At 74.8% G+C, this 26099-nt stretch carries 18 protein-coding genes and 1 tRNA gene; 12 read left to right on the plus strand and 7 right to left on the minus strand.

Annotation, left to right across the window (positions count from 1 at the left end; genetic code table 11):
- Positions 1–88: 88 nt before the first annotated feature.
- Both ACPYN7_RS03215 and upp read right to left on the minus strand, forming a co-directional pair.
- Entirely contained in the window at positions 89–913 is an 825-nt protein-coding gene (locus tag ACPYN7_RS03215) for a winged helix-turn-helix domain-containing protein (protein ID WP_058873912.1), read from the minus strand.
- 510 nt (positions 914–1423) lie between these two features.
- Positions 1424–2059 carry a uracil phosphoribosyltransferase gene (gene upp / locus ACPYN7_RS03220; RefSeq protein WP_058873911.1) on the minus strand — a complete coding sequence of 212 codons (636 nt, stop codon included), beginning with the start codon at positions 2057–2059 and terminating at the stop codon, positions 1424–1426.
- Between the two features lie 89 nt (positions 2060–2148).
- Here upp and tadA point away from each other — a divergent pair, with 89 nt between their 5' ends.
- The 9 genes from tadA (at position 2149) to ACPYN7_RS03265 (ending at position 15889) form a co-directional block, all read left to right on the plus strand.
- Positions 2149–2685, plus strand: a complete 537-nt coding sequence (gene tadA, locus ACPYN7_RS03225) for a tRNA adenosine(34) deaminase TadA (RefSeq protein WP_424346675.1) — start codon at positions 2149–2151, stop codon at positions 2683–2685.
- A gap of 29 nt (positions 2686–2714) precedes the next feature.
- Positions 2715–2804: transfer RNA gene (locus ACPYN7_RS03230), tRNA-Ser, on the plus strand.
- A 194-nt stretch (positions 2805–2998) separates the two neighbouring features.
- Positions 2999–3832: a thioesterase family protein gene (locus ACPYN7_RS03235; protein ID WP_424346676.1), complete on the plus strand. Its 834-nt coding sequence runs from the start codon at positions 2999–3001 to the stop codon at positions 3830–3832.
- A gap of 133 nt (positions 3833–3965) precedes the next feature.
- Positions 3966–4292, plus strand: coding sequence for a 2Fe-2S iron-sulfur cluster-binding protein (locus tag ACPYN7_RS03240; RefSeq protein ID WP_058873908.1), 327 nt, complete (start codon positions 3966–3968; stop codon positions 4290–4292).
- 84 nt (positions 4293–4376) lie between these two features.
- Positions 4377–7247, plus strand: a complete 2871-nt coding sequence (locus ACPYN7_RS03245; protein WP_424346677.1) for an FAD-binding and (Fe-S)-binding domain-containing protein — start codon at positions 4377–4379, stop codon at positions 7245–7247.
- 141 nt (positions 7248–7388) lie between these two features.
- The gene (locus ACPYN7_RS03250) at positions 7389–8270 is read left to right on the plus strand and encodes a DUF4232 domain-containing protein (RefSeq protein ID WP_424346678.1); all 882 of its coding nucleotides are present in this window, start codon (positions 7389–7391) and stop codon (positions 8268–8270) included.
- Positions 8260–13362 (plus strand): Lhr family ATP-dependent helicase, encoded by a 5103-nt coding sequence (locus ACPYN7_RS03255; protein WP_424346679.1) that lies wholly within the window; start codon positions 8260–8262, stop codon positions 13360–13362. Before ACPYN7_RS03250 ends, ACPYN7_RS03255 begins: the two co-directional genes overlap by 11 nt.
- Before the next feature lie 27 nt (positions 13363–13389).
- On the plus strand, positions 13390–14232 hold the full coding sequence (locus tag ACPYN7_RS03260) for a DNA-formamidopyrimidine glycosylase family protein (RefSeq protein WP_424346680.1): 843 nt from the start codon (positions 13390–13392) through the stop codon (positions 14230–14232).
- Positions 14233–14308: 76 nt separating this feature from the next.
- Positions 14309–15889 (plus strand): stealth conserved region 3 domain-containing protein, encoded by a 1581-nt coding sequence (locus ACPYN7_RS03265; protein WP_424346727.1) that lies wholly within the window; start codon positions 14309–14311, stop codon positions 15887–15889.
- A 67-nt stretch (positions 15890–15956) separates the two neighbouring features.
- Here ACPYN7_RS03265 and ACPYN7_RS03270 read toward each other — a convergent pair whose 3' ends face one another.
- Positions 15957–16571 carry a hypothetical protein gene (locus ACPYN7_RS03270; RefSeq protein WP_424346681.1) on the minus strand — a complete coding sequence of 205 codons (615 nt, stop codon included), beginning with the start codon at positions 16569–16571 and terminating at the stop codon, positions 15957–15959.
- A gap of 510 nt (positions 16572–17081) precedes the next feature.
- Between ACPYN7_RS03270 and ACPYN7_RS03275 the strand changes: the two genes are divergently transcribed.
- Positions 17082–17333: a DUF6458 family protein gene (locus ACPYN7_RS03275; RefSeq protein ID WP_368825053.1), complete on the plus strand. Its 252-nt coding sequence runs from the start codon at positions 17082–17084 to the stop codon at positions 17331–17333.
- A 150-nt stretch (positions 17334–17483) separates the two neighbouring features.
- On the opposite strand, the gene ACPYN7_RS03280 is transcribed toward ACPYN7_RS03275, so the two are convergent.
- From ACPYN7_RS03280 to ACPYN7_RS03290, 3 genes are all read right to left on the minus strand, one after another.
- Entirely contained in the window at positions 17484–18587 is a 1104-nt protein-coding gene (locus tag ACPYN7_RS03280; RefSeq protein ID WP_058873900.1) for a pyridoxal-phosphate-dependent aminotransferase family protein, read from the minus strand.
- Between the two features lie 103 nt (positions 18588–18690).
- Complete coding sequence (locus ACPYN7_RS03285) at positions 18691–19074, minus strand: hypothetical protein (protein ID WP_424346682.1); 384 nt, start codon at positions 19072–19074, stop codon at positions 18691–18693.
- A gap of 197 nt (positions 19075–19271) precedes the next feature.
- The gene (locus ACPYN7_RS03290; protein ID WP_058873898.1) at positions 19272–20573 is read right to left on the minus strand and encodes an MFS transporter; all 1302 of its coding nucleotides are present in this window, start codon (positions 20571–20573) and stop codon (positions 19272–19274) included.
- Positions 20574–20682: 109 nt separating this feature from the next.
- Here ACPYN7_RS03290 and ACPYN7_RS03295 point away from each other — a divergent pair, with 109 nt between their 5' ends.
- Together ACPYN7_RS03295 and ACPYN7_RS03300 are read left to right on the plus strand one after the other, a co-directional pair.
- A complete protein-coding gene (locus ACPYN7_RS03295) occupies positions 20683–21372 on the plus strand; it encodes an ArsR/SmtB family transcription factor (RefSeq protein ID WP_058873897.1) in 690 nt (229 codons plus the stop codon).
- A gap of 243 nt (positions 21373–21615) precedes the next feature.
- Positions 21616–22107: a nucleoside deaminase gene (locus ACPYN7_RS03300; RefSeq protein ID WP_058873896.1), complete on the plus strand. Its 492-nt coding sequence runs from the start codon at positions 21616–21618 to the stop codon at positions 22105–22107.
- A 369-nt stretch (positions 22108–22476) separates the two neighbouring features.
- Here the strand turns inward: ACPYN7_RS03300 and ACPYN7_RS03305 are convergent, their stop codons facing one another.
- Positions 22477–25983, minus strand: coding sequence for a proline dehydrogenase family protein (locus ACPYN7_RS03305; RefSeq protein WP_424346683.1), 3507 nt, complete (start codon positions 25981–25983; stop codon positions 22477–22479).
- Between the last annotated feature and the right edge of the window lie 116 nt (positions 25984–26099).

Raw genomic sequence — 26099 nt, forward strand, 5'->3', positions numbered from 1 at the left:
CATGATGCCACGCGAGCGCCGGGCACGGACCTGCCCCGGCGCCTCCGCGCTGCGGGAGGGACCGGGGCCTGCCGGGGCCGGCGACGGATCAGATCGAGTACTCGGGGGCCGCCCACACGACGACCTCGGGGTGCTCGTAGAAGCGGTAGCCCTGGCCGCGGACGGTGCGCACCGTGTTCGCGAGCCGGCCGAGCTTGGAGCGCAGGCGCCGGATGTGCACGTCGATGGTCCGCTCGTTGGGCACCTCCTCGGAGTCGCGCCACAGGCTGTGCAGGAGCTCGTGGCGCCCGACGGTCCGGCTGCCGTTCTCCACGAGGTAGTTCAGCAGCTCGAACTCCTTGAAGGTGAGGTTCAGGAGTCCGCCGTCGAGGAAGACCTCCCGGCGGGAGAGGTCGATGAGCACCCCGGTGGACTGGCTCGTCTTCGTCTCGGGCGCCGGCGCGGGCGCGGCGGGCGCCGCGGGCCGCACGGCCCCCGAGGTGGGGTCCCCCAGGGCGTTGCGGACGACCTCGAGGTCGGTGCCGGCGGTGTCGGCGGGGGCCAGGGCCACCGCCGCGTAGGAGTCGGCCTGCGGGACCAGCTGCTGGGCGTAGGCCCGGATGCTCTGGACCATCTTGACCAGCGACGTGCCGCTGGCCGCCGCGGTCTCCTCGTTGAGACCCACGTAGATCACGAAGCCGCGCGCCTCGTTCTCCTGGGCCTGTGGACGCGGCGCCGTGTCCCGCTGCAGGCGGGTGGGGAGCGGCGCCTCCCCCGGGGCGGCCGGCATGGGGCCGAGCGTGTTCCGGAGGCTGCGGTAGTCCGCGGGGGCGGTCTGCCCCCGCTCGGGGGCCGCGGCCGGACCGCGGACAGCACGAGCTTCGCTCGCGCGGTTGCGCTGGGAGATGTGCACGTATCCCGGTGTGCCTGGCATCTGGTGCCCCTCGTCTTTCCGTCGTGCGGCGGACGAGGTTCCGTCCGCCTGAGTCGAACCGCCCCTCGGAACGGCCTCACCACTGCCGGCGTCCGGATCCCCGCACTCCGTGGTGGTTCCGGGGAGGGTCCCCGCGAAGCTGAAAAATCCCTGACAGTGGCGTTGCTCTCATCGTCCACCAGCCTCACCGATCCCGCAAGAAACATTCACGACGCTTTCTCACGATGTGAGATTAGAACGACTGCTGTCCAGTTTCTCCGCCAAAATGAACCCCCTTCAGCCGGCCGCAGCGGCGGCGGTCAGCGCATCTCCCCCGGGATATCAGAGATCTGGGCCGATCCGTTCCGCACTCCGCACGGGTGGCAGGTTGCGCGGCACTTGTCAAGACGCCTCCGGTCGCCGATCTCCTGTCTCACGATGTGGACGGAAGTCGCGGGAGTGAAAAAGGCCCGCCGACGCGGCCGGCGGGCCTTTTCTCGCACCTGGTCCGCGGATTCTCGCGGACGGCGGTCAGTCGACCACGCCGTAGAGCCGGTCCCCGGCGTCCCCGAGGCCCGGGACGATGTAGGCGTTCTCGTCGAGCCGTTCGTCCCTCGCGGCCAGGACGATGTTGACCTCCGAGTCCCCCAGTTCCTCCTCGAGGGCGGCCAGGCCCTCGGGGGCGGCCAGGAGGCACACGCACGTGATCTGCTCGGCCCCGCGGCGGTAGAGGAACTTGATCGCCTCCCGCAGGGTCCCGCCCGTGGCCAGCATCGGGTCCAGGACGAAGACCTGGCGCCCGGTGAGGTCGTCGGGCAGCCGCTCGGCGTAGGTGATGATGTCCAGGGTGTCCTCGTTGCGGGCCATGCCCAGGAAGCCCACCTCGGCCGTGGGGACCAGCCGGGTCATGCCCTCGAGCATGCCCAGGCCGGCGCGGAGGATCGGCACGACCAGCGGCCGGGGCTTCGACAGCCCCACGCCCGTGGTGCGCGTGACCGGCGTGTCGATCTCCACCGGTTCCACCCGGACCCCCCGGGTGGCCTCGTACGCGAGCAGCGTCACCAGCTCCTCCACGAGCAGGCGGAACACCGGGGACGTGGTGTTCTTGTCCCGGAGCACGGTCAGTTTGTGTGCCACCAGAGGGTGGTCGAGAACGGTCACTCGCATGGACCAAAATTACCACCGGGCCACCGGGGCGCCCCGCCCCCTCGCCGGGCCCGCCCCCGCCAGGGGGATCCGCCCAGGAGGAGACCCGCATGGCACTGCCCCCGCGCACCCGATCCGAGGCCCGGGCGGAGGCCTGGATGCGGCTGGCCCTCGCCGAGGCCCGGGCCGCGCTCGGGACGGGGGACGTGCCGATCGGCGCCGTCGTCGTCGGCCCGGACGGAACGGTGGTGGGGCGGGGCCGCAACCGCCGGGAGGCCGACGGCGACCCCACGGCCCACGCCGAGATCCTGGCCCTGCGCGAGGCCGCCCGCACTCTGGGCTCGTGGCGGCTGGACGGCTGCACGCTCGTGGTGACCCTTGAGCCCTGCGCCATGTGCGCGGGCGGGATCGTCCTGGCGCGGGTGCCCCGGGTGGTGCTGGGCGCGTGGGACGACAAGGCCGGGGCGGCCGGCTCCGTCCTCGACGTACTCCGGGAGCGGCGGCTCAACCACTGGGTGGAGGTGACCGGCGGCGTCCTGCAGGACGAGTGCTCCCGGCTGCTCCTCGACTTCTTCGCGGGGCACCGGCGCGGCGGCGCCGGGCCGGCCGCCCCCGGCCCCGCCGGCTCCGCGGGTTTTGGCGGTTGAGCACGCCAGCCGGTACAGTACTGCGAGCTGGTGACGTGTCCGAGCGGCCGAAGGTGCATCACTCGAAATGATGTTTGGTGTAAGAGCCAACGAGGGTTCAAATCCCTCCGTCACCGCCAGTCGGGAAGGCCCCGGGTCCTGAGGGACCCGGGGCCTTCCGCGTGCCCGCCCACGCCGCCCGCGGGCCCCGGGATCCTCGTGCGCCCGCGGGAGCACGCGACGGCCCGGACCCGGACCCGCAGGCCGGGAGCGGATACCGTGGTGGCGATCAGCACGCCCGCCGAGCGGCGGGCCCGGACGGAAGAGGCGGAGCATGACGACGTCGGCACAGGCAGTCGGACACCTGGGAACGGACGGGGAGGAGTACCCGGACGCGTACTTCGTGCGGCTGGACGGCACCCGGTTCCGCTCGACGCTGCACTCGCAGGGCGCGTGGAACGAGGCCGAGCAGCACATGGGCGCCGCCTCGGGGCTGCTCGCCCACGCCGTGGAGGCCGACCACCCCCGCCAGGACCTGCTGCCCGTGCGCTTCTCCTACGACATCCTCGGCTTCATCCCCGGCGGCGAGGTCGAGGTGACCACGCGGGTGGTCCGCCCGGGCCGGACCATCGAGCTGGTCGAGGCCACGATGAGCCACGGCGGCCGCTCCTGCATCCGGCTGAGCGTGTGGCGGCTGCTCCGGGGCGAGACCGCGGGCTCCGCCGGCACGCACCGGGAGGCCCTGCCGCCGGTGACCGACGCCCTGCCCACCACGATGACCGGGCGGTGGCCGGGCGGGTACATCGCGTCCCTCGAGGGCCGCACCGTGCGCGAGCACCGGCCCGGCCGGGCCGCCATGTGGCTGCGCGCGCCGCACGCCGTCGTCGGCGGGGAGGAGTCCTCCACCACGGCACGGTTCCTGGCGGCCGTGGACGCCGCCAACGGCATCGCCGTGCGGGTGGGCCCCGACGAGATGGCCTTCCCCAACGTGGACCTGAGCGTGCACCTGGTCCGGGAACCGGTCTCCCCGTGGGTGGGCCTCGACACGCACGTCACCTTCGGGGCGACCGGCGTGGGCCTCACCGAGTCCGCACTGCACGACGAGGCCGGCTACCTCGGCCAGGTGGCCCAGTCCCTGACGATCCGGCCGCTGCCGGTCTCCGGCTGAGCCGCCCCGGCCCCGGCGGGCACCGGCCCCGGCCCGTCCGGGGCGTCCGGGGCGTCCGCCGTGCGACCGTACAATGGGGCGGGATTCCCGACGTCGAGACCAGGGGCGAGCGCGCCCCGAGGAGGCCATCGAAGTGAGCAGCATCAACATCACCGTGATCGACCGCGAGGGCAACCGCACCGAGGGTGTCGAGTGGAAGGACTACGAGAGCCTCATGGAGGCCCTCACCCGCCACAAGTACCCGATCCTGGCCACCTGCGGCGGCAACGCGTCCTGCTCCACGTGCCACTCCTACCTCGACCAGGGCTCCTTCTCGAAGGCCAACGAGATCAACGACGAGGAGGAGGACCTCCTCGACATGCTCGACGACACCCGGCACGACACCTCGCGGCTCAGCTGCCAGGTCGAGTGGTCGGAGGAGCTCGACGGCGCCGAGGTCACCATCGCCCCCGAGTGGTGAGCCGCCCGTCCCTGCGGGGACGACCCCGCCAGCTCTGACCAGATCCCGGACGGACCGCCGCCGGCGCGGCGCAGGAAGTGGACCATGACCGACATCCGTGACGACCTCACGACCCGCGCCGCCTACGTCTCGGACGCGTCGATCTACCGCCGGCTGCCCGAGGCGGTGGCCGAGCCGCGCAGCGTCGAGGAGGTCCGCGAGCTGCTGGCCCTGGCGAGGGAGCGGGGCTGGCCGGTGGTCTCCCGCGGCGGGGGCACCTCCGTGGCGGGCAACGCGATCGGCGAGGGACTGGTCGTCGACACGTCCCGGCACTTCAACCGGATCCTGTCGATCGACCCCGAGGCGCTGACCGCCACCATCGAGCCCGGCGTGATCTGCGACCAGCTGCGCACCGCGGCGTCCGAGTTCGGCCTCACCTACGGCCCCGACCCCTCGACGCACTCGCGGGCCACGATCGGCGGGATGGTCGCCAACAACGCGTGCGGCTCCCACTCCGTGGCGTGGGGCACCTCGGCGGACAACCTGGTCTCCCTGAAGGTCATGCTCGCCGACGGCCGGGTGGTCGAGCTGCGCGAGGGCGGCACCTCCGAGCCGGGGATCGACCGGGCCCTGACCGGGATCCGCGACCGGCACCTGGCGATGCTGCGCACCGAGCTCGGCCAGTTCCCCCGCCAGGTCTCCGGCTACGGGCTGCACTACCTGCTCGGCGAGAAGGGCTTCGACGCCGCCAAGGCCTTCGCCGGCACGGAGGGCACGTGCGGGATCATCACCGAGCTCACGGTCCGCCTGGTCCGCAAGCCCGCCCACACGGCCCTGGCCGTGCTGGGCTTCGAGGACGCGTTCGAGGCCGCCACGGCGGCGCCGAAGCTGCGGGTGCCCGGCGTCTACACGATCGAGGGCATGGGCTCGGACCTGCTCGACGCCCTGCGCACCCGGCAGGGCCAGGAGCGCGCCGGCTCGGAGCTGCCCCGGGGCGGCGGCTGGCTCTACTGCGAGGTCGGCGCGGACACCCTCGAGGAGGCCGAGGCGGCCGCCCGCACGCTGCCGGGGCTCGTCCCGGAGAACGTCGTGGACTCCGTGATCGTCTCCGACGCGGGGCAGGCGCGGGCCCTGTGGCGGATCCGCGAGGCCGGCGCGGGCATCGTGACCCGCCTGCCCGAGGGCGGGGAGGCCTGGCCCGGCTGGGAGGACTCCGCGGTCCCGCCGGCGCGCCTGGGCGAGTACCTGCGCGACCTCTACGACCTCCTGCACGAGCTGGGCCTCACCGGCATCCCCTTCGGGCACTTCGGGGAGGGCTGCGTGCACATCCGCATCTCCTTCGAGTTCTCCGACGACGCCGGGGTGGCGGCCTACCGGACGTTCATCGAGCGCGCCGCGGAGCTGGTGCACCGCTACGGCGGCTCGGTCTCCGGCGAGCACGGCGACGGCCGGGCCCGCTCCGAGCTGCTGGCCACGATCTACTCCCCCGAGGCGCTGTCCTCCTTCGCGGAGTTCAAGGCCGTCTTCGACCCGGACGGCGTCTTCAACCCGGGCGTGCTGGTGGATCCCGAGCCCATCGACCGGGGCATCCGGCCCGGGCCCGGCGCCCGGACGTTCGACCTGACGCCGGTGCACGCGTTCTCCGGTGACGGTGGCTCGTTCTCCAGCGCGGTGAACCGGTGCGTGGGCGTGGGCGCGTGCCGCTCCGACGTCGGGGCCATGTGCCCGTCCTTCCAGGCGACCCGGGACGAGGTGCACTCGACCCGCGGCCGCGCCCGGTCCCTCGCCGAGATGCTGCGCGGGGAGTCCATCACGGACGGCTGGAAGTCGAAGGAGACCCTCGAGGCGCTCGACCTGTGCCTGTCCTGCAAGGCCTGCGCCTCGGAGTGCCCGGTCAACGTGGACATGGCGACCTACAAGGCCGAGTTCCTGCACCACCACTACCGGCACGGGCTGCTCTCGTTCCTGGGCCGGGACCGGCGGCCGATGGCCCACTTCACGATGGGCTGGATGCCGTGGTTGATGCGGATCGCCGAGAAGGTGCCCTTCTCCTTCCGGGCGATCAACCTGCTCGAGTCCAGCCGTGCCGTCGAGGAGCTGACCAAGCGGCTCGGCGGGATCGAGCCGAGGCGGCGGATGATCTCCTTCGCCGAGCAGCCGCTCACCCGCTGGTTCCGCCGCCGGTCCGCCGCCCACCGCCCCGGTGACGACGCCGACGGCCGGCCCACCGTGGTGCTGTGGCCCGACACGTTCACGAACTTCTCCGCCGACGCCCCCGGGCGGGCCGCCGTGGAGGTGCTCGAGGCCATGGGCTACCGGGTGCTGATGCCCATGGGCAACGTCTGCTGCGGGTTGACCTGGCACTCCACCGGGCAGCTGGACATGACGCAGAAGGTGCTGCGCGAGACCCTCGACGTGATGGAGCCGCTGCTGGAGGCCGGCTACCCGGTCATCGGGCTCGAGCCCTCGTGCACGGTCATGCTCCAGGAGGAGATCACGGAGCTGCTCCCCGGCGACCCCCGGGCCCGGCGCGTGGCCGAGCTGACGACGACGATCGGCGCGTTCGCGGCCCGCCACCTGGCCGAGGGCGGCGCGTGGCCGTTCCGGCAGCTGGCCACCGAGGCGGGTCCCGCCGGCGCCGTGTGCCAGGTCCACTGCCACCAGCAGTCGATGAGCGGCTACGGCCCGGAGCTCGAGGTGCTCGCGAAGCTGGGCGTGGACACCGCCGTGGTGGGCGGCGGGTGCTGCGGGCTCGCGGGCAACTGGGGGTTCGAGCCCGGACACTACGAGGTCTCGCAGACCCTCGGCGAGCGGGAGCTGTTCCCCGCGATCCGGGCCGCCGCGGACGGGACGATCGTGCTCGCCGACGGCTTCTCGTGCCGCACCCAGATCGCCCAGGGCACCGGCGCCGACGGTGTCCACCTCGCCGAGGTGATGCGCGCGGCGCTGCCCCCGGTGGAGCCCGGCGGGCGGTAGCGCACGGCCGCCGGCACCGGCGGCCGGCGGCGCCGCCTCCGGCCGCCGTGTCGGTGGGCCCGCCTAGAATGAGGGGCCCGGGCGGGACCGCTTCCCGGGACGTGGCACGCCACGACGTCCGCACGAGGAGGATATCCCCCCATGTCTTCGCTCTTCCCCGCTCCCCGCCCCGTCCTGGGCGCTCTGGCCCTCGTCTCTGCCCTGGCCCTGACCGCCTGCGCGGGCGGGGCACCGGACCGGGCCGGTGCGGCCGGGAGCGGAGCGGCCCCCTCCGCGGCGGCGCCGTCCGGGACCGCCCCGGCGACCGGGGCGGGGGACAGCACGATGGACGTCGCGGAGGACGCCGCGCAGCCGGCAGGGGAACGGGCGGGCGAGCCGGCCGAGCAGGACGGCGAGCAGCCCGGTGACCGGTCCACCGCCGGACCGGCGGAGGCCCCGGCGGCGGGCGATCCGGCCCAGGGTCCCGGCGCGGCCGAGGACGGCACGGACGGTGGCGTGCCGGCCGAGGACGGCACGGACGGTGGCGTGCCGGCCGGCGCCGGCGCGGAGAACGGCACGGCCGCCGGCGGCCCGGCTGCCGGCCGCGCGGCGGGCGCGCGCACCCGGGGCGGCGCCCCGCTGTGCGCCACGTCCCAGCTCGAGGCCGCGGCCACCCCGGTGGGAGGCGCCGCCGGCTCCGTCCACGTGAACCTCGTCCTCAGCAACGCGGGCGCCGGCCCGTGCACGCTGGCCGGCTACGCGGGCGTCTCCTTCGTCGACGCCGCCGGCACGATGATCGGCTCCCCCGCGGTGCGGGACGCCACCGTTCCCGGCACCGGCCGGGTCCTGGCGCCCGGGGAGTCCGCCGTCGCCGGCCTGCGCGTGGGCCAGGCCGCCAACCACCAGTCCTGCGACGCCCGGTCCGCCACCGGGCTGCGCGTCTACCCGCCCGAGAACACGGAGTCCGTCGTGATCCCCTTCCCCGTGAAGGCCTGCGCCGATCCGCAGATCCACCAGCTCGAGATCCAGGGCTTTGGCGCCTGACCCAGCCCTGAGCCTGTTCACCGAGCACACCCGGGCCTGGTTCTCGGGTGCGTTCGCCGCGCCCACCGCCGCCCAGGAGGGCGCGTGGCGGGCGATCGCTGCGCGGCACCACGCCCTGATCGTGGCGCCCACCGGCTCCGGCAAGACCCTGGCCGCGTTCCTGTGGGCGCTGGACCGGTTCGTGGCCGAGGCCGCCGCGGCTCCCGGCGCCGCGGCCCCGGCCGCCGGTGCAGCAGCCGCCCATGCAACGACCGCCCGTGCAACGGCCGAGCGCACAACGGCCGAGGGCAGTGCGGCCGGCACAGCGGGCGGCGCCGCGGATGCCGCGGCGGCCGGCGGCCGGACCCTGCGGGCCAAGGCCCGGTCCGCGAGCGCTGCGGGCGAGCGTCGCGGAACCCGGGTCCTCTACATCTCCCCGCTCAAGGCCCTGGGCGTGGACGTGGAGCGCAACCTGCGGGCCCCCCTGATCGGCATCTCGCAGACGGCGCGGCACGCCGGGGTCGAGCCGCCGGAGATCAGCGTGGGCGTCCGCTCCGGGGACACGCCCCAGGCGATCCGCCGGGCCCTGCTCACGAACCCCCCGGACATCCTCATCACCACCCCCGAGTCGCTGTACCTGATGCTGACCTCCAAGGCGCGCGAGACCCTCACGGACGTGCAGACGGTGATCGTGGACGAGGTGCACGCCGTGGCGGGCACCAAGCGGGGGGCGCACCTGGCGCTCACGCTCGAACGGCTGGACGCCCTGCTGGCGCAGCCGGTGCAGCGCATCGGGCTGTCCGCGACCGTCGAGCCGATCGAGACGGTCGCCCGGTTCCTGGGCGGGCGGGAACCGGTCACCGTCGTCGCGCCCCGGGCGGAGAAGACGTGGGACCTCACGGTCTCGGTGCCCATCCCGGACATGACGGTGCTCGGCGGGCCCAGCGCCTCCCCGTCGCTGGCGGGCTCCGCCTTCGGCGACGACGACCTCGATGCCCTCGCCCCCACGACCACGGCGTCGATCTGGCCCCACGTCGAGGAGCGGGTCGTGGACCTCGTGCTCGAGAACCGGTCGACCATCGTGTTCGCCAACTCCCGCGGCCTGGCCGAGAAGCTCACGGCACGGCTCAACGAGATCTACGCGTTCCGGGTGGCGCACGCGGAGCCGGACGGCGGCGCCCGGGACGGCGGCGCCCCGGACAGCGGCGGCACGGGCCGGGACGGCGCCGGCCCCCACGACGACGGCGGGGCGCCCGGGCCCCGCCAGGTCGGGGACGTGCTGCGCTCCGCCCTGGCCGGGCCGGAGGCGGCCGCGGCCGGCGGGGCGGCGGGGCCCGAGCCCGCGGACCTGCGCCGGCAGACCGGCCGCTACGAGGGCGCGGCGCCCGTGCTGGCCCGCGCCCACCACGGGTCGGTCTCCAAGGACCAGCGGGCCGTCATCGAGGACGACCTCAAGACGGGACGGCTGCGCTGCGTGGTGGCCACGTCCTCCCTCGAGCTGGGCATCGACATGGGCGCGGTGGACCTGGTGGTCCAGATCGAGGCCCCGCCCTCGGCGGCCTCGGGCCTGCAGCGCGTGGGCCGCGCCGGGCACCAGGTGGGCGAGGTCTCCCGCGGCTGGTTCTACCCGAAGCACCGCGGGGACCTGCTGGACGCCGCGGTCACCGTGGAGCGGATGCTGCAGGGCCGGATCGAGCCGCTCGCGGTGCCGCTCAACCCTCTGGACGTGCTGGCCCAGCAGACCGTCGCGGCGACCGCGCTGGGGCCGGTCGACGTCGAGGAGTGGTTCGACACCGTCCGCCGGTCCTGCCCGTTCCTGACCCTGCCCCGCTCCGCCTACGACGCCACCCTGGACCTGCTCGCGGGCCGCTACCCGTCCGACGAGTTCGCCGAGCTGCGCCCGCGGATCGTGTGGGACCGGGAGACCGGCACCATCGAGGGCCGGCCCGGGGCGCAGCGCCTGGCCGTGACCTCCGGCGGCACGATCCCGGACCGCGGGCTGTTCGCGGTCTACCTCGTGGGCGAGCAGGACGGGAAGAACTCCAAGCGGGTGGGCGAGCTCGACGAGGAGATGGTCTACGAGTCGCGCGTGGGGGACGTGATCGCCCTGGGCGCCTCCAGCTGGCGGATCGAGGAGATCACCCACGACCGCGTCATCGTCTCCCCCGCCCCGGGCGTGCCGGGCAAGCTCCCGTTCTGGCACGGCGACGGCCCCGGCCGGCCCGTGGAGCTGGGCCGCGCGGTGGGCCGGTTCAACCGTGAGATCGCCGGGGCCGCCGAGCCGGACGCCCGGGCCCGGCTGCGCGCGGCCGGGCTCGACGAGTGGGCGGCCGACAACCTGCTCGCCTACGTGGGCGAGCAGAAGGAGGCCGTGGGGCAGGTCCCGTCGGACCGGCTGTTCGTCGTCGAGCGCTTCCACGACGAGCTCGGGGACTGGCGCGTGGTGCTGCACTCGCCGTTCGGGATGCCCGTGCACGCCCCGTGGGCGCTGGCCGTGGGGGCCCGGCTGCACGAGCGGTACGGGCTCGACGGCTCCGCGCAGGCCGCCGACGACGGCATCGTGCTGCGCGTGCCGGCCATGGAGGACGAGCCCCCCGGAGCCGAGCTGTTCCTCTTCGACGCCGACGAGCTCGACCAGATCGTCACCGAGGAGGTGGGCGGCTCGGCGCTGTTCGCGTCCCGGTTCCGGGAGTGCGCCGCCCGGGCCCTGCTGCTGCCGCGCCGCGACCCCGGCCGGCGCTCCCCGCTGTGGCAGCAGCGCCAGCGCTCGGCGCAGTTGCTGGACGTGGCCCGGAAGTACCCGCAGTTCCCGATCATCCTGGAGACGATCCGCGAGTGCCTCCAGGACGTCTACGACCTGCCCGCGCTCAAGGAGCTCCACCGGGCGGTCGAGCGGCGCGCGATCCGGGTGGTCGAGACCACCACGGAGCAGCCCTCGCCCTTCGCCCGCACCCTGCTCTTCGGCTACGTGGCCCAGTTCCTCTACGAGGGGGACTCCCCGCTCGCCGAGCGCAAGGCCGCCGTGCTGTCCCTCGACGCCGCCCTGCTCAACGAGCTCCTGGGCCGCGCCGAGCTGCGGGAGCTGCTGGACCCGGACGTCATCGAGCGCACGGAGGCGGAGCTGCAGCGCCTGGCCCCGGACCGCCGGCTGCGCGGGCTCGAGGGCGCGGCGGACCTGCTGCGCCTGCTCGGCCCGCTCACCACCGCCGAGGCCGTCCGCCGGCTCCAGGACCCCGGGGACCCGGAGGCCGCGTGCCCCGAGGAGGTCGCCGCCGCGTGGCTCGACCAGCTCGTGGCCGCCAACCGCGCGCTGCGGGTGCACCTGCGCGGCGTCGAGCACTGGGCCGCGATCGAGGACGCCTCCCGGCTGCGCGACGCCCTCGGCGTGCCCCTGCCCATGGGGGTGCCGCTGGCCTTCGTGGAACCGGTCGAGGACCCGCTGGCCGACCTCGTCTCCCGCTACGCCCGCACCCACGGGCCCTTCACCGTGGACGAGGCCGCGGCGCGGCTCGGACTGGGCCCGGCCGTGGTGCGCACCACCCTGGAGCGGCTGGCCGCGGACCGGCGCGTGGTCGAGGGCGAGTTCCGCCCGGTGCGCCCCGACGGCGGCGGGGCCGGCCCGGCGGCCTCCGAGTGGTGCGAGTCCGAGGTGCTGCGCCGGATCCGGCGCCGCTCGCTGGCCGCGCTGCGCCGGGACGTGGAGCCCGTCTCCGGGCAGGTCTACGCCCGGTTCCTGCCGGCCTGGCAGCACGTGGGCCGGGGCCACCAGCTGCGCGGCGAGGACGGGGTGCTGACGGTGGTGGACCAGCTCGCGGGCGTCGCCGTCCCCGCCTCGGCCTGGGAGCCGCTGGTGCTCGCGGCCCGGGTGGCCGACTACCGCCCCGAGCTGCTGGACGAGCTGACCGCCACCGGGGAGATCCTCTGGTCCGGGGCCGGGTCCCTGGCGGGTGACGACGGGTGGGTGTCGCTGCACCTGAGCGAGGCCGCCCAGCTCACCCTGCCCCCGGCCGAGACCCTCGCGGTCGCGGCCGGAGCCCTGGACTCCACGCTGGAGCGGCGTGTCCTCGACGTCCTGGCCCCCGGCGGCGCGTGGTTCTTCCCGCAGCTGCTGGGCCTGCTCGACGCCGCCGGGGAGCCCGTTCCCGCCGCCGAGCTGACCACCGCGCTGTGGAACCTCGTCTGGTCCGGGCTGATCACCAACGACACCTTCCTGCCCGTGCGCTCCCTGCTCTCCGGCGGACAGGCCGCCCACCGGCACCGGGCCCAGGCCCCGCGGGGACGCACCACGTCCCGCCGGGGCGCCGCCCGGCTGCGGCCCGGCGCGGCCTCCCGCCCGGGGATCGGCGGGGCGCTGCGGGCGCCGGCGCGGGCGGCCACCCTGGAGCGCCACGACTCCCCGCTCGTGGCCGGGCGCTGGTCGATGCTGCGCCCCGAACCCCTCGACCCCACGCTGCGGGCGTCGGCCACCGCGGAGCTGCTCATGGACCGCTACGGCGTGGTGACCAAGGGCCCCGTGGCGGTCGAGGAGCTCCCCGGCGGCTTCGCCACCGTCTACAAGGTGCTCTCCACGCTCGAGGACACGGGCCGGGCCCGCCGCGGCTACTTCATCGAGGGCCTGGGCGCCGCCCAGTTCGCGCAGGCCGCCACGGTGGACCACCTCCGGACGTTCAGCACCGACGACCAGGTCCGCGCCGAGGAGCCCGTGGCGCTGGCGCTGGCCGCGACCGACCCCGCCAACCCCTACGGGGCCGCGCTCGAGTGGCCGGAGCCCGTGTCCGTCCCCGCCCCGGACGGCGGGGGCGCGCCCGCGGGGCGGCACCGGCCCGGACGCAAGGCGGGCGCCGTCGTCGTGCTCGTCGACGGGGCCCTGGTCCTGTACGTCGAGCGCGGCGGCCGGACCGTCCTCGCGTTCACGGACGACGCGGCCGCGCTGGCCGCCGCCGGGCCCGCCGTGGCCGAGACCGTCCGCCGGGGCGCGGTGGACAAGCTGACCGTCGAGAAGGTCAACGGCGCCGGGGTCCTGGGGCACGGCCCGGTCGAGACCGCGGTGCGGGAGTCCCTGCTGGCCGGCGGGTTCTACTCGACGCCGCGCGGGCTGAGGATGCGCCGATGAGCGCCGACCGGGACCCCGGGGGCTGCAGTGCCCGAGGGTGACACCGTCCACCGCCAGGCCGCCCTGCTGCGCCGCGCCCTGGCCGGGAAGGTCCTGACCCGCAGCGACCTCCGCTTCCCGTCGATCGCCACCGCGGACCTCTCGGGGCGCATCGTGACCGAGGTGCTGCCGCGGGGCAAGCACCTGCTGGTCCGCACCGACGGCGGCCCCGACGCCCTGCCCCCGCTCACCCTGCACTCCCACCTGCTCATGGAGGGCATGTGGCACGTCTATCCGCCCGGCGCCCGGTGGCGGCGCCCCGGCCACCAGGCCCGGGCGGTGCTCGAGAACGCGGCCGCGCAGGCCGTCGGCTTCGACCTCGGCATGCTGGACCTCGTGGCCACCGCGGACGAGGACGAGCTCGTGGGCCATCTCGGCCCGGACCTGCTCGGCCCGGACTGGGACCGGGCCGAGGCCCTGGCCCGGCTGGCCCTGCACCCGCGACGGCACGCGGGGGCCGCGCTCATGGACCAGCGCAACCTCGCCGGCATCGGCAACGTCTACCGCAACGAGATCCTGTTCCTGCGGCGGCTGCACCCCTTCACCCCGGTGGCCGCCGTCCCGGACCTCGGTGCGGTCGTGGACCTCGCCCACCGGCTGCTGCACGCCAACCGGGACCGCTCGCAGCGCTCCACGGTGGGCGGTCCCGCCCGCCGGGGCGAGCAGTTCTGGGTCTACGGCCGCGGCCGGCAGCCGTGCCGCCGGTGCGGGGCCCCGATCCGGGAGGCACGGATCGACGACGCCGAGCTCGTGCCCGGCGAGCCCCACCCCGGGCCGCCGCGGGACCGCCCGGTGTGGTTCTGCGAGCGCTGCCAGCCCCTCCCCCGCTGAGTCCGGCCGTGGCGGCTTATCATGAGATCGCCGCCCCAGCGGCCCGACATCATGAGGAGGCACCATCAACACGACCCTGCTCGGCGCAGAGTACTTCGCGGCACCCGAGGACGGCGCGGACGGTGAGGAGTTCCGCTCCGCGTCCCGTGCCTCGGCCGCGGCCCTGGACCAGCGCGAGGACGTCGTCCGCTACAAGGACCGCTTCGCCCTGCGGATCACGGACCAGACCCCGCACGACGTCATGGTCCAGAACCTGCTCTTCCTGCGCGGGGTCCTGGACTCCGCGGGAGTCGACTACCTGCTGGTGCGGGGCAACGACGAGCGCCCCGTCATCGCGGTGGACCTCAAGGACCGGCCCCGGCTCCGGCAGGCCCTGGTGGACGCGGCCGTGGGCGAGCCCTACTACGTCAAGCCGATGGACACCAAGAAGAAGACCGTGCAGCTGCTGGCCGACGGCGAGCTGTCCTCCCGCCGCAACGCCCGGGTGCTGCGGCTGTTCCGGCCCCACTACTCCGCGGAGGCCCAGCTCTACTACGGCGCGGGCACGGGCGTGCAGGTGGAGCTCTGGGAGTTCGGGGAGGACGAGATCCGGCTGCCCATCGAGAACTCGCTGACCCGGCGCACCGTCCCGGTGGCCGAGGCCGTGCGCGGCACCGTGGAGCGCTTCGGTCTCACCTGGCCCACGATCGAGAACATGTTCGCCGACCACGCCATCGACATCGACTTCGCGGTCGACATGATCTTCTCGTGGGTGGACGGCTCCGACGAGGAGTACCGCAGGGTCCGGGCCTCGTACATGGCCGACGCCGTGGTGGGCGAGGGCGACGCGCACGAGGCCCGGTTCCGGCAGGTCGACGAGCTGAAGTACGCCCTGCGCTCGGTGCACATGTTCGCCCCCTGGGTGCGCAACATCTACATCGCCACCGACTCCCGGCCGCCGGCGTGGCTGGCCGAGCACCCGCGCGTGCGGGTCGTGCGCAGCGAGGAGTTCTTCGCGGACACCTCGGCCCTGCCGATCTACAACTCCCAGGCGGTGGAGGCGCAGCTGCACCACATCGAGGGGCTCTCGGAGCACTACCTGTACTCCAACGACGACATGTTCTTCGGCCGCCCGATCGGCCCGGCGCTGTTCTTCTCGCCCGGGGGGATCACGAAGTTCGTGGAGAACGAGACCCGCATCGGCCTGGGCGAGAACTCCGCCGAGCGCTCGGGCTTCGAGAACGCCGCCCGCGTCAACCGCCGGCTCCTGTGGGAGCGCTTCGGCCGGATCACCACCCGCCACCTGCAGCACTGCGCCGCGCCCCTGCGGCGCAGCGTGGTGGCCGAGATGGAGCGGGAGTTCCCCGCCGAGTTCGCCCGCACCGCGGCCAGCCGCTTCCGGGCGGCGGACAACATCTCGGTCACGAACTCGCTCTACCACTACTACGCGCTGCTGACCGGCCGGGCCGTGACCCAGGAGACGGCCCGCACCCAGTACGTGGACACCACCACGCGCTCCGGGCTGCAGCAGATGGAGAAGCTGCTCGGCCGGCGCAACCTGGACATGTTCTGCCTCAACGACGGCAGCTTCCCGGAGGTGCCCGCACCCGAGCGCGCCGAGCGGATGACGGATTTCCTCGAGCGCTACTACCCCATCAAGGCTCCCTGGGAGAAGTGACCGCAGGAGCGTCCGGGCCCGCGCCCGGTGCCGGGATCCCGGCACCGGCCGCGGGCGTCACCGGGGCTCAGGCGCGCGGCCGGTCCCCGGGCCCGGGCTCGCCGTCGCCCCGGGTCCGCGGGTCGGGTCCGGCGTCGCCGTCGGACCGGAGATCACCGTCGCCCCGGGAGCGCGTGTCCGGCCCGGCGTCGCCGTCGGACCGGAGATCACCGTCGCCCCGGGAGCGCGTGTCCGGCCCGGCGTCGACGTCCTGCCAGGGGGCGTCGTCGGAACGGGCGTCCCGTTCGTGGCCGGCGCCGTCCTCGTGGCGGCCGCGCGGGGTGGCACCGGCCGTGGAGTCGTCCCCGTCCGGGGAAAGCGCCGCGGCGTCCCGGCGGTGGGTCTCCGCCTCCTGGCGCACCTTCTCGGCGTCCTCGGCCCGCCGCTGGGCGTCCTGCTCGAGGCGGTCGGCCTCGATCCGGGCCCGCTCGGCCTCGGCACGGGCCGCGTCGGCGTCCGCCTTGCGCTCACGGGCCGAGAGGTCCTCCTCCTCGCTGCGGGAGCGCAGCTCGGCGGCGCGCTCCTGGTCCTCCCGCCGCTGGGCGGCGTCGCGCTCCTTCTTCTTGCGGCTCCCGGCCAGCACGGCCAGGAGCACCACGGCCAGCACGACCACGGCCAGCACGATCCAGATCCAGGTTTCCATCGGATGTTCCTCCTCGGTAGGCCCCCACGTTCCTCAATAGAAGCAGAGCCGCACGGGTCCGGCCAGCAGTCCGGCGCAGCGGCGGGCAGCGGCGTGCCGGGCCGCCCCGTGGCCGCGTTCCCGGCGCCGCGGGCACCGGGCCGGGCCCGTGCCCGCCAGGGGACCGCGCCGAGCCGGATCGGGGCCCGTCCGGGCCCCGACCCGGGAGTCGACCCGGGAGTCGCTCCTGGTCAGAGAGCTCTTCGGCGGCACGCTCCCGGGCCGGTCCCGAGCCGTGCCGGGGCGGTCCCGCGGGCGGGGCGCCGGGGCACGGCACGCGGGGCGCCGGGGTGCCGCGGGGAACGGGCGCGGCCGCGACCGAACATGACTCCGCGCGTCGGGCACGGCGGGCAGTGCCGTGTCCCGCCGGACGTGCTCCCCGCCCCGGCTGGGCGCGTTCCCCATGATCGAGCATTGATTTGCTTTACTTAATACGTTCGTGCTCCGTCCGCCCTCCCGAGAGGACCCGCCATGCGACTCAACCCTGCCGGCCCCCTGATCACCATCGCCGTCGGCCTGATCCTCTGGCTGGCGCTGCCGTCCGTCGTGGGCCCGGTCAACCTCGCACTGGCCGGCCAGATCATCTTCTGGGTGGGCGTCGCCTACCTCGCCCTGGTCCTGATCGCCGCCGCCGTGCCGTCCCGGCGCCGCTCCACCCGCAGCACCGTGGCGGATCCCGGCACCGGGGAGCGCATCGAGCGCTCCGAGACCGACCTCGGCTGAGAACTCCCGCGGCACCCGCCCGGTGCGCGCGGCGAGGTCCGCCCCGCGCGCTCGCCGGTCCCGCCCGCACGGTGCGGGCGGGACCGGTGCGGGCGGGACCGGTGCGGGCGGGACCGGTGCGGGCGGCGGACCACGGCGCGCAGGGACGGCTCAGACCAGTGCGGGGGCCTTCCGCAGCGCCTCCTGCAGGGCGCCCAGGACGAGGGCCACCGATCCGGCGTGGGCATTGGGGCCCATCAGGCCGATCCGCCACACCGTGTTCGCGTACTCCTTGACGCCCGCCCCGATCTCCACGGAGAAGTGCTCCAGCAGGTAGGACCGCACCCAGGCGGAGTCGACGCCCTCGGGCACCTTGACCGTGGTCAGCTCCGGCAGGCGGTGCCCCTCGGCGGCGAACAGCTCCAGGCCCATGTCCTGCAGCCCCGCCTGGAGCGCGTCCCCGGCGGCCTGGTGGCGGGCCCAGACGTTCTCCAGGCCCTCCTCGGCGATCCGGCGCAGCGCGGCGTCCAGGGACGCGATCATCGCCGTCGGCGCGGTGTGGTGGTAGGTGCGGGCACCGCCCTGGGCCTCGCCCACGTAGCCGCCGAGCATGCCGAGGTCGAGGTACCAGGAGCGGGGGTGCTGCACCCGGCGCTCGAACGCGGCGTCCGAGATCGTGAACGGCGCCAGCCCCGGGGCGACCCCCAGGCACTTCTGGGTGCCCGCGTAGCCGAGGTCCACGCCCCAGTCGTCCGCGCGCAGCTCGATGCCGCCGATGGACGTGACCGCGTCCACGAGCAGCAGGGCGTCGCCCTTGAGCGCGCCCAGCGCGGCGATGTCGGAGCGCACGCCCGTGGAGGTCTCCGCGTGCACCGCCGCGATGATCTTGGGGGACGGGTGCGCCTCCGCGACGCGCTGCGGGTCGATCGGCTCCCCGTAGGGGAAGTCCACGCGCACCACCTCGGCACCGCAGCGGGCCGCGACGTCGCACATCCGCTCGCCGAACAGGCCGTTGACGGCGACGACGACGACGTCGCCCTCCTCCACGGTGTTGACGAACGCCGCCTCCATGCCGGCGGAGCCCGTGGCGCTCAGCGGCAGGGTGCGCCGGTTGTCCGTGCCCCAGACCGTGCGCAGGCCGTCGCAGGCGCTGTCCATGATGTCGAGGAAGGCGGGATCCAGGTGGCCGAGCAGCGGGTGGCCCAGCGCCGCGGTGGCCTCCGGGTAGGGGTTGGACGGGCCGGGGCCGAACAGGTGTCGCTGGATCAGGGGCACGGTGCACTCCTCAGGGGAACGGGTGGACAGGTCCGCCGTCCAGCCTATGGCCTGCCGGCGCCGCACGCCGTCAGCGCGCTGCCCCGCCGCCCGCCGCCGCGGGTCACCGGCCTCGCCGACGGCCGAGGCGGCGGAGCACCGTCCTGAGGCGGCGTTCCGGGGCGCCCTGCGGACCGGAGCCGCCGCCGGGGGCGCCGGCCGGGAACGGGCGGCGGGGCTGCTGGGCGATGGGGGACCAGGACGCGAACATCGCGCTGCCCTCGGTGGCCGTCATGCGGTTCTGGAGCGTGGGGCGTCCGGCGGGGCCCTGGACCACGCCGGTGCGCTTGTCGTAGGTGAAGCCGTCGTCGAGGACGATGTGCTCGTCCGTCTCGGCGACCACGGTGTACAGCACCACGTGCTCGCCCGAGTCCGCGCCGGGATGGACGGCGGCGCGCGCGCCGGGATGCGTGGCGCCGCCGTGGTTGAAGTCGAGCAGGTCGGCCATGGGAGGAGTGCCCTCCTGGGGAGTTCGGGGTCCGGGTCGCCGGTGCGGCACCGGCGCCCGGGCCGGGCCCGGTGGGGTGCGGTCCCGGTGGGGCGGGTGGGTGGCTTCCACTCTAGCGACCGGCCGCAGCACGCCCGGGCCCGCACCCTGCTGGGCAGGCCCCGGCCGCGCAGGGCCGGGGCGTCGCGGGCGGGGGCTCAGGGCCGCGGCGCGGCCGCGATCGGGCGGTGGGTCTCGTACATCCGCACCGCCACCACCAGCGCCGAGACGGCGCTGATGCCGGCGGCGGCCCAGACGGCTGCGTGCAGGCCCAGCAGGTCGGCCACGATCCCGCCGAGGACGGCCCCGACCGCGTAGCCCAGGTCGCGCCAGACGCGATAGACGCCCACGGCACGGCCGCGCCACACCGGGTGCGCCACGTCACCGACCACCGCGAGCAGGGTCGGATAGACCATCGCGGTACCGGCCCCCAGCAGCACGGTGCCGGCGGCCCAGCCGCCGAAGCCCTCCCCCAGGGCGATGAGCACCAGGGCGGCGGCCTGGACGGCCATTCCGGCAGTGATCAGGTGCTTGCGCCCGATGCGGTCCGACAGGGCGCCGGTGACCAGCTGCCCGATCCCCCACACTCCGGGGTAGAGGGCGAAGAGCAGCCCGATCTGTCCCACGGTCAGCTCGGCGGTGGCGAACAGCAGCGGGAACAGCCCCCAGGAGAGCCCGAAGTTGAGGTTGTTGACCAGCCCCGCCTGGCTCGCCGAGGACAGTGCCGGCTCCTTGAGGCTGGTCTGGGCGATGACCTGGCGGTCGGTGAGCTCCCCGTGCAGATGGTCGTGGAGGCCGTCGGCGCGGGGGGTGTGCCGGCCGGCGTCGAGCAGGGCGTGAGCCCGGGTCTCCTTGACGAACACCCCGGACAGCAGCAGCGCCAGGGCGGTGTAGGCGATGCCCAGCAGGAACGGCGCCGGGCGCAGCCCGTACTGCTCGGCCAGGTACCCGGCCAGCAGGGAGGTCACGGCCACCGCACCGTAGCCGGCGGCCTCGTTGAGCCCCATGGCCAGCCCGCGCTGGGCCGGGCCCACGAGGTCGATCTTCATCACCACGGTCGTGGACCAGGTCAGGCCCTGGTTGATGCCCAGCAGCACGTTGGCCGCCACGACCCATCCCCAGTCCGGGGCGAAGATCAGCATCAGCGGCACGGGCACGGCGAACAGCCAGCCGACCAGCAGCACGGGCTTGCGCCCGTACCGGTCGGAGAAGGTCCCGGCGAACCAGTTGGCGATCGCCTTGGTGATCCCGAAGGCGGCCACGTAGGTGAAGATGAAGGTGTAGCCGCTGAGCCCGAACTCGCCCTCGGCCAGCAACGGCAGCACGGTCTGCTGCTGGCCGACCATGCCGCCGACCAGGGCGTTGACCGCCACCAGCAGGGCGAACTGGGCGGCGTTGGCGCGCAGGCCCAGGCGGAGGGGCCGGGAAGCCGTGGGGCGGGGGCTCGTGCGCCGGTTCATGACCGTTCCCTCTCGTGTCGTGGACCCGCCGGGCGGCGAGTGGTCCGGTATTCCACGGAAGCGTGGAACAATGCTTCCAACAGTGTTCCACAGATCTTTGGAGGATGACATGGGGGACCCGGGCAAGAAGGCCGCGCTCTTCGAGCAGCTGGCCCGAGTGGGCAAGGCCCTGGGCAACGGGAAGCGGCTGGAGCTGCTGGACCTGCTGACCCAGGGCGAGCGCAGCGTGGAGAACCTCGCCGCGGCCGCAGGCCTGGGCCTGAGCACCGCCTCGGCGCACCTGCAGGTGCTCAAGCAGGCCGGACTGGTGACCACCCGCCGGGACGGGACGAGGATCCACTACGACCTGGCGGGACAGGACGTGGCACGCCTCTACGCGCAGCTGCGCACCGTGGCCGGCGACCGTCTGGCCGAGGTGGAACGCGCCCGCGAGGACTACCTCGGCACCGGCGGCGCCCTCGCCGGGGAGGCGGGCGAGCGGGAGGTGCACCGCGACGAACTGCTGGCCCGGGCGGAGGCCGGGGAGCTCACCGTCCTGGACGTCCGGCCGCCCGAGGAGTACGCCGCCGCCCACATCCCCGGGGCCGTCTCCATCCCGCTGGAGGAGCTGTCCGCGCGGCTGGCGGAGCTGCCGGACGGGCGGGAGGTCGTGGCGTACTGCCGCGGCGCCTGGTGCGTGCTCGCCCACGAGGCCGTGGACCTCCTGCGCGCCCGGGGACGCCGGGCCCGCCGGCTCGAGGACGGTCTGCTCGAGTGGCGCCTCGGCGGGCTGCCCGTGGACACCGGCCGGGCCGCCTGAGGGCGGGACGGAGCCCTGCGGGCGACGCCCCGTCCGGGAGCCGCTCCTCCGCCGCCGCGGCCGTTGTGGTCCGGCAGACTCCTCGGTAGCCTCTGGACAAGCCCGCGGCGGGTCCGGATCCCCGGAGACCGCCCAGCAGGCGGAACCGCACCGTCGACCTCGCGGCGGCCGCCGTCGGCGCCCCACCCCGCCCCGGGCCGGGAGGCTCCGCGGCGGCCCCTGCGCCCACACCGGGAGATCCGCATGGACACAGACCGCACGCCGCCTCCCGACGCCCGGGAGCTGCTGCTCGAGGCCATCGACCTGGCGGTGGGCAACGCGGCCGTCGACGGCGGACCCTTCGGCGCCGTCGTCGTCGCCCCCGACGGCCGCCGCTTCCCCGGGGTCAACCGCGTCACGGCGGAGAACGACCCCACCGCCCACGCCGAGGTCATGGCGATCCGCAACGCCTGCCGCGAGCTGGGCACCTTCGACCTCTCCGGCGCCACGCTCTACTCCAGCTGCGAGCCGTGCCCCATGTGCCTGTCGGCCTCCCTGTGGGCCCGGCTGGACGCCGTCTGGTACGCCGCGGACCGGCACGACGCGGCCTCCGGCGGCTTCGACGACGCGGAGTTCTACGAGTACTTCGCCAAGCCCGAGCACGAGCGGTCCCTGCAGGTCCTCCCCGTGGCCCTCGACGAGCGCACCGCGCCGTTCGAGGCATGGGCCCGCAACGCCGCGCGCACCGACTACTGAGCCCCGTTCCGCGCGCCCCGGCGCGACAGCAGCACCCCCGGTCGCCGGAGGGCGTCCCCGCACGTGGAGGCGGCGCCCACCCGGGTTGTGAGCCGCCTTACGAAATGCGGAACACTGGTCTACAAGTCAGTAACCTTGCGGTGACGAGTCCCGGCGGCTCACGGGTCCGATGTGCGATGCACCTGGGGGGACACCGGAGCACAGCCGGCCGGGCTCCGTGGGCGCCGCTCTCGCACTGATCCGCGAGGGCGGCGCCTCTCCCGTCCCCGGGACCGGGGCACGACTGCGGTCCGCAGCGCGGTGAGCCCGTCCTCGGGCACGGGATGCCCTGGTGCCACCGCCTCACCCCGCGCTGCGCGGGGTGAGCCGCTAGATCAGCTCGTCCGTGAGCCGGTGGGGCGTGCCGAAGCGGTGGGCGGTGATGCTGACCGCCTGCTCGTGCAGGAACGGCAGCATCTCGACCCGGCCGGCCCCGGTCACGGGGTGGGCGTAGACGGCGAGGTCCGGGCGCGAGCCCGTCGCGGCGATGAACGCCGCACGGTCCCCGCCGATCAGCCGGACGCGGCCGCCGCCGAGGGCCGGGGCGCCGGCCAGCCACGCGGCGTCGTCCTCCACCTGCACGGGCACGCCGCGGTCGGTGAGCACGGCGCGCACCGGGGCGGGCAGCTCGCGCGCCGAGGAGACGGTCAGGGCGGAGCCCGCCCGCAGCCCGGCGGCGACGACGCGCAGCAGGTCGGCCAGCGGCTCGCCCTCGGACAGGCGCACCGTCACGGGCAGGGGCAGGTAGCGGAAGACGTTGCGCTCGGCGTAGAGGCCGGTGACGTCCTTGGCCACGCCGAACTCCTCGGCCCAGGCGGCCTCGTCGCTGCGCAGCGCCTGCTCGAGGCTCTCCGCCTCGGCCGGCACGAGCTCCGCCGTCCCCGACTGCGCGGCCTGCAGCAGCTCGACGACGGCCGCGTCGGCCACGGGCAGCCCGTCCCCGCGCAGCGGTGCCGGCTCCCACTCGCCCAGGCCCATGAGGTAGCTGGGACCGCCGGCCTTGGTGCCGGGACCGACCGCCGACTTCTTCCAGCCGCCGAAGGGCTGGCGCTGGACGATGGCCCCGGTGATGTGGCGGTTGACGTAGAGGTTGCCGGCCTGGACGTGCTCGAGCCAGTAGGCGATGTCCTCCGGGTCCAGCGAGTGCAGCCCGGCCGTGAGCCCGTACTCCACCTCGTTCTGGATGGCCACGGCCTCCTCCAGGGTCTCGGCGGTCATCACGCCGAGCACCGGGCCGAAGTACTCGACCTGGTGGAACTCGGAGCCGCGCTGCACGCCCGTGCGCACGCCCGGGCTCCACAGCCGGCCGGTCCCGTCGAGCTGCTGCGGCTCGATCAGCCAGGACTGGCCCTCCTCCAGGGTGGTCAGGGCCTGGAGCAGCTTGCCCTCGGCGGGCTCGGTGAGCGGGCCCATCTGCGCGGCGGGGTTGGTGGGGTGGTCGACGGTCAGGGAGGTCACCGCGTCCACGAGCTGGTTGCGGAAGCGGCGGGACTGCGCCACGGAGCCGACGAGGATGACCAGGGACGCGGCCGAGCACTTCTGGCCCGCGTGGCCGAACGCCGAGTAGGCGACGTCCTTGGCGGCGAGGTCGAAGTCCGCGCTGGGAGCCACGATCAGGGCGTTCTTCCCCGAGGTCTCCGCCAGCAGGGGCAGGTCGCTGCGGAAGGAGCGGAAGAGCTCGGCCGTCTCGTAGGCGCCGGTGAGGATCAGCCGGTCCACCGAGGGGTGGGAGATCAGCTGGCGGCCGAGGGCACGCTCCTCCAGGTCCACGAGGGCGAGCACGTCGCGGGACACCCCGGAGGCGTCCAGGGCCTCCCAGACGGCCTCGGCCACCACGGCGCCGCAGCGCTTGGTCGGGCCGGCCGGCTTGAACACGACCGGGGAGCCGGCCGCGAGGGCGGCCAGCGCGGACCCGGCCGGGATGGCCACCGGGAAGTTCCACGGCGGGGTCACCACGGTGAGCCGGGAGGGGACGAAGGACGCGCCGTCGACCTCGTCCAGCTCCCGGGCGCGCTCGGCGTAGTAGTGGGCGAAGTCGATGGCCTCGCTGATCTCCGGGTCGGCCTGGTCGAGGGTCTTGCCGGCCTCCGCGGCCGCGACCTCGAGCAGCTCGGCGCGGCGGGAGGCCAGGGCCTCGCCGGCCCGGTGGAGCACCTCGGCGCGCTGGGCGCCGGTCAGCGCGGCCCAGCCGCGGCCGGCCTCGAGGGCCGCGTCGATGACGCGGTCGAGCTGCTCCTCCGTGCGCAGCGCCGCGGCCGTGACGGTGTCCGTGCCGGCCCGGGAGCCCGGGACGCGGTCGAGGATCGCCCGGCCCCAGTCCCGGTTGGCGGCCACGGCGGGGTCGGTGTCCGGCGTGTTGGCGAACGCGTCGGTCGGGGCGGGCGCCTCCGGCAGGCTGCGGTCCTGGACCCGGTGGGGGGCGGGCACGGTGTCGTCGAGCCCGGCCAGGGAGGCGAGGAAGCGCTGCTTCTCGCGCTCGAAGAGCTCCTCGTCCTCGGCCAGCTCGAAGACCGCGGACATGAAGTTCTCCCGGGACGCCCCCTCCTCCAGGCGGCGGATCAGGTAGGCGATGGCCACGTCGAACTCGGCCGGGTGCACCACGGGGGTGTAGAGCAGCAGGGAGCCGACGTCGCGCTTGACGGCCTCGGCCTGGCCGGTCGCCATGCCCAGCAGCATCTCGAAGTCGACGGCCCCGGACACGCCGCGCTCGGCGGCCAGCAGCCACGCGAAGGCGATGTCGAAGAGGTTGTGCCCGGCCACCCCGATGCGCACGGCGTCCGCGTGCTCGGGCTGCAGGGCGTAGTTGAGGACCCGCTTGTAGTGGGTGTCCGAGTCCTGCTTGGTGCCCCAGGTCGCCAGGGGCCAGTCGTGCAGGGAGGCCTCGACCTGCTCCATCGGCAGGTTCGCGCCCTTGACCACGCGCACCTTCACGGGGGCGCCGCCGGCGGCGCGGCGCGCCCGGGCCCACTCCTGCAGGCGGATCATCGCCGCGAGGGAGTCGGGCAGGTAGGTCTGCAGCACGATGCCGGCCTCGAGCTCCCGGAACCGGGGCTGGTCGAGGATCCGCGTGAAGACCTCCAGGGTCATGTCGAGGTCCTTGTACTCCTCCATGTCCAGGTTGATGAACTTCGGCGTGGTGAAGGAGGCGGCCTGCGCGTACAGCGGGGTCAGCTTCTCGACGACCTCGGCGACGGCCTCGTCGAAGGCCCAGGCGGAGTGCGGGGCGACGGTGGAGGAGACCTTGATGGAGACGTAGTCGACGTCGGGGCGGGCCAGCAGGTCATGGGTGCCCTGGAGCCGGCGGGCGGCCTCGCGGTCCCCGAGCACGGCCTCGCCCAGGAGGTTGACGTTGAGCCGGACGTCGTCCTTGCGGATCTTCGCGATCGACTTCCCGAGCTTCGCCTCGCTGGCGTCCACGATGAGGTGCCCGACCATCTCGCGCAGCGCCCTGCGGGCCGCCGGGATCACGACCTGCGGGGCGACCGGGGCCAGGGCCCCGCCCGCGCGCACCGCGGTGCGCAGGTGCCAGGGCAGGAAGGCGGGGACCTTCGGCGCCAGCCGGGCCAGGTTGCGGGCGGCCACCCGGACGTCCTCGGGGCGGATGACGCCGTCGACGAACCCGACCGTGAAGTCCAGGCCGCTGGGATCCTTGAGCACCCCGGCCAGCTGCTCGCCCGAGGCGTCCTTGGGGAACTCCTCGGCCTCGGTGAGCCAGCGGCGCACCGTGGCCACGGCCTGCTCGGGGAGCGACCCGGGAACGGCGGCGTGGGGAAGGGTGCGACCTGTCGACGGATCCGCGGGGGTGGGCGCGGTCGCGGGGACGGGGATCGTGGTCATGGGTGGTACTCCCTGGGTTGGGCCGAAAGCACTGCGATGTCTCCACTATGCGGCCCGGGACGATTCGGATAAAGTGAATGTTTCCGCAGATCATTCATCAGCGGAACTGACCCTTT

The organism is Kocuria sp. CH-021 (assembly GCF_049716185.1).
Classification (GTDB): Bacteria; Actinomycetota; Actinomycetes; order Actinomycetales; family Micrococcaceae; genus Kocuria; species Kocuria cellulosilytica.

Excerpts from the sequence above, each read along its gene's own strand:
- ACPYN7_RS03215 (WP_058873912.1), bottom strand. The coding sequence starts at position 913 with ATGCCAGGCACACCGGGATACGTGCACATCTCCCAGCGCAACCGCGCG.
- ACPYN7_RS03235 (WP_424346676.1), top strand. The coding sequence starts at position 2,999 with ATGACGACGTCGGCACAGGCAGTCGGACACCTGGGAACGGACGGGGAG.
- ACPYN7_RS03305 (WP_424346683.1), bottom strand. The coding sequence starts at position 25,983 with ATGACCACGATCCCCGTCCCCGCGACCGCGCCCACCCCCGCGGATCCG.
- tadA (WP_424346675.1), top strand. The coding sequence starts at position 2,149 with ATGGCACTGCCCCCGCGCACCCGATCCGAGGCCCGGGCGGAGGCCTGG.
- ACPYN7_RS03290 (WP_058873898.1), bottom strand. The coding sequence starts at position 20,573 with ATGAACCGGCGCACGAGCCCCCGCCCCACGGCTTCCCGGCCCCTCCGC.
- upp (WP_058873911.1), bottom strand. The coding sequence starts at position 2,059 with ATGCGAGTGACCGTTCTCGACCACCCTCTGGTGGCACACAAACTGACC.
- ACPYN7_RS03270 (WP_424346681.1), bottom strand. The coding sequence starts at position 16,571 with ATGGAAACCTGGATCTGGATCGTGCTGGCCGTGGTCGTGCTGGCCGTG.
- ACPYN7_RS03245 (WP_424346677.1), top strand. The coding sequence starts at position 4,377 with ATGACCGACATCCGTGACGACCTCACGACCCGCGCCGCCTACGTCTCG.
- ACPYN7_RS03285 (WP_424346682.1), bottom strand. The coding sequence starts at position 19,074 with ATGGCCGACCTGCTCGACTTCAACCACGGCGGCGCCACGCATCCCGGC.
- ACPYN7_RS03295 (WP_058873897.1), top strand. The coding sequence starts at position 20,683 with ATGGGGGACCCGGGCAAGAAGGCCGCGCTCTTCGAGCAGCTGGCCCGA.
- ACPYN7_RS03250 (WP_424346678.1), top strand. The coding sequence starts at position 7,389 with ATGTCTTCGCTCTTCCCCGCTCCCCGCCCCGTCCTGGGCGCTCTGGCC.
- ACPYN7_RS03300 (WP_058873896.1), top strand. The coding sequence starts at position 21,616 with ATGGACACAGACCGCACGCCGCCTCCCGACGCCCGGGAGCTGCTGCTC.
- ACPYN7_RS03275 (WP_368825053.1), top strand. The coding sequence starts at position 17,082 with ATGCGACTCAACCCTGCCGGCCCCCTGATCACCATCGCCGTCGGCCTG.